General features: G+C 65.2%; 3 protein-coding genes. All 3 read right to left on the minus strand.

Annotated features, from left to right (window positions below):
- On the minus strand, positions 1-977 hold a 977-nt coding region (locus OXF11_12930), incomplete at its 3' end, for a zinc-binding dehydrogenase (protein ID MCY4488000.1).
- A gap of 111 nt (positions 978-1,088) precedes the next feature.
- A complete protein-coding gene (locus OXF11_12935) occupies positions 1,089-2,201 on the minus strand; it encodes an amidohydrolase family protein (GenBank protein MCY4488001.1) in 1,113 nt (370 codons plus the stop codon).
- 133 nt (positions 2,202-2,334) lie between these two features.
- Positions 2,335-2,967 carry a class I SAM-dependent methyltransferase gene (locus OXF11_12940; GenBank protein ID MCY4488002.1) on the minus strand — a complete coding sequence of 211 codons (633 nt, stop codon included), beginning with the start codon at positions 2,965-2,967 and terminating at the stop codon, positions 2,335-2,337.
- Positions 2,968-3,263: the final 296 nt, after the last annotated feature.

The following is a 3,263-nucleotide window of genomic DNA, read 5'->3' on the forward strand; positions in this document are numbered from 1 at the left end:
AAGGTGTCCTTGCGCGAGGAGAGGAAGTCGATGGCCTGGAGCCAGTGGCGCGGCTCGCCGGAGCGGATGGTGTGCAGGATCATCTCCTGGGGCAGGTTCTGGACGCCGATGTCGGCCTTGCCGCCGGCGCCGATGTTGACGAAGGTGCCGCCGCCGCGAAGCAGGGTAAGGCCCTCGGGCACGGCCATGTTGTTGGCCACCTGTATGACGATGTCGCCGCCGCGGCCGTCGGTGTGGTCGCGCACCCACTGGCGGCGGTCCTTGGCGTCGGTGACCTCCTCGAGGTTCAGCACCTCGTCCGCGCCCATGCGCTTGCTCACCTCCAGGCGGGCGGCTGGCGCGCCGATGACCAGCACCTGCTTGGCGCCGTGGTCCTTGGCCACCGCGGTGGCGAAGTTGCCCAGCGGCCCGCTGCCCTGGATCACCACGGTCTCGTGGCTCTTGATGGCGCCCAGCCGGTCGAAGCCGTGCATCACCGTGCGGTAGGCGCAGGCGGAGGCGGCGGCCGACGCCGAGGTCACGTCCTCGGGTACCTTGATGATCTCGCAGGGCGGGGGCACGTACATGTACTCGGAGACGCTGCCCAACAGGTACGGATACTCGTCGCTGCGGTTGTGTCCCCAGGAGGCCCGTCCCGGGCAGATGCACGGCTGCAGCGCCACGGTGCAATAGTAGCAGTGGCCGCAGGCGACGTAGCTCCACACGATGCGGTCGCCCGGCTTCACGGGATTCCCCAGTATGTCGGTGCGATCGCCGTTGATCTCCTCGATGTAGCCGCACGGCTCGTGCCCGGTGATGATGGGCAGCGAGTCGCCGCCGCCCAGCGGGCCGTGCCAACGGTGCACGTCTGTGCCGCAGATCGTGGAGGCCTCGATGCGCACCAGCAGCGCACCCGGCTCCAACTCCGGGATCGGCACCTTCTGTATTTCCAGCGGTTCGTTGTGGGAAACCACCACGGCGGCGCGGCATTCGTCCATGATCTTCTCCTTCTCGGGACGTCAGGCGTCCCCGGCGCGTCCATTGAAAAAAGGGGCAGGGCGCGACCTACGCCCTGCCCCTTCAGATTCGGGAAAGCCCTGCGGAATCGGCTATGCCTTGGCCGCGACCTGGGTGCCCGCGGTTGCAGGCTTGTAGAACCGCTCCGCGTTGCCATAGAGCATGGCGGCCTTGTCTTCGCCGGTCATCTCGTCGCTCTCCATCAGCTCGCCGAGGTCGTGCATGCAGCTCTGGGTGGTGACCTCATGGGGGAAGTCCGAGGAGTACAGGAACGGCCGGTGACCCACGGTCTTGATGGCGAAGGGCAACGTCAGCTCCTCGGCCTCGATGCCCAGGTAGAAGCGGTCCGCCTCGATGAGCTGCTGGATGACCTTGGCCGGGTCCTGGTCCTCTCCGATGCCGAACTCGCCGTCGGGGATGTACTGGAAGTGCGTCTCGTGGGACGCGTGCAGCCGTTCCAGCAGCATCAGCAACCAGGCCACGCCGCCTTCGAGGAAAGCGATGCGCACGTTGGGGAAGCGCTCGAAGATGCCGTTGTACAGGATGTTGGCGCAGTTGAGGGCGATGCCCCAGGGGTGCCCCAGCGCGTGCACCGGCACGTACATGTTCATCTGGTCGAGCCCGAAGCGGTCGTGGCAGCCGCCGTGCACCGCGAGGCAGCAGCCCAGCCGGTCGGCCTCTTCATAGATGGGCCAGTAGGCCTTGGCACCCAGCGGCAGCGGCAGGCCGTTGGACGGCATCATGGCGCCCATCATGCCCAGCTCCGTGACGATGCGGCGCAGTTCCTTGGCCGCCTCCTCCGGGTCCTGCATGGGGATCAGACCCATGGCGTTGAAGCGCGGATCGCGCTGCAGATACGTGTGGTACGTCCAGTCGTTGTACGCCTTGCAGGCGGCGATGGCGTAGTCGAGACTCACGATCTTGCCGTAGCCCAGTCCCTGGGTCGGATACATCACCGTCCAGTCGATGCCCACGTCGTCCAGGAACCTCAGCCAGCCGTCGGGACCCACCTTCTCCCGTCCGTCCCTGAGCGGCGGCGTCTCCACCGCGCGGCCGTCATGAAGATGGTCGATGGGCGGGAAGATGATGCCCTTCTTGGCGGCGATGTCCCGGTACGGTCCGTCCATGTGCTCGAGGATACCGGGGTTGTCCTCCAGGATGTGGCCGTCGCCATCGATTATGCGTGTATTGAGTTGACCGGACATGATCGTGCTCCTCCTTCGAATCGCCCCTGTTTCTTGTCCTTATACCGTTCCGGGACTTCGTGCATCAAGAGATTTGCGAACATTTCTCGCGACGATGGAAGGGCCGGAGGGGTCGGGTCGACCAACGGTGCCCCTACAGAACCTGGTACGTCCACACCTGATGGAAGACCTCGGGCTCGCCCTTGGGCATGGGCTGGTACTTCTCCCCCTCTTCCACCAGCCGCCACTTGCCCGCGGCCTCCAGCGCCGACTGCTGCTCTTTGAAGCCGTCCTGCTCGTAGGTATCCGGCCGGAGCGAGAATACGATGTGGCCGCCGGGACGGGTGACGCGCACCAGCTCGTCGAGGGAGCCCGGAGGCGCATGCCCCACCGTGAACACGCCCACGCTGATGACTCCGTCGAAGGTGCGCGGCGGGAAATCGAGAGGCGACCCCATCGCCATTTGGTGGAACTCCTTATAGACCCCCTTCCGGGCGGCCTCGTCCAGCATCCCCTGCGACAGGTCCATGGCCACCAGGAACTCGAAGCCCGCGTCGTGCAGCAGCTCGCCGACGATGCCCGTGCCGGCGCCCGCGTCCAGGATGCGCCCGTGCCTGGGCACCCGCTTGGCGAAGGCATCCACCGCCTTGCGCGGACTCAACCAGCCGCAGTCGGTAAACAGGTCCCGATCATAGGAATCGGCCCACTCGTCGTAGCGCTCCTCCAGCTCGGCGGTGCCCTTCGAGGAATAGATCCATTGGATACGGTTTTCCGGCTTGTCGCTCATGCGGTCTCCCTTCATCGACGTTTCACTACTCGTCACTCCCTCTTTCCAGGCTGTGTCAAAACTGATGAGGCAGAGCCCCCTCGAATCGTCATTTGTATGTTGAGAGAACCTCTCAGATCGGCCAATTTGAGGGGTAGGCATGCGGGGCGCGTCGCACGTCATAGGGTGAGCACCCTAGGGGTTCTGCACCGGGCGGGAGTAGGACACCCCGCATGCCAGTTGTCGCTCCGAACAGATACCGGGGGTCAGAGCCCCGCATAAGCAAGTGTGGAGGACAGCGTCATCCTAGCAGAAGA

The sequence above is a fragment of the Deltaproteobacteria bacterium genome, from assembly GCA_026712905.1.
Taxonomy (GTDB): domain Bacteria; phylum Desulfobacterota; class Binatia; order UBA9968; family JAJDTQ01; genus JAJDTQ01.

Coding starts and splice junctions, on each gene's coding strand:
- OXF11_12935 (MCY4488001.1), bottom strand. CDS start 2,201: ATGTCCGGTCAACTCAATACACGCATAATCGATGGCGACGGCCACATC.
- OXF11_12940 (MCY4488002.1), bottom strand. CDS start 2,967: ATGAGCGACAAGCCGGAAAACCGTATCCAATGGATCTATTCCTCGAAG.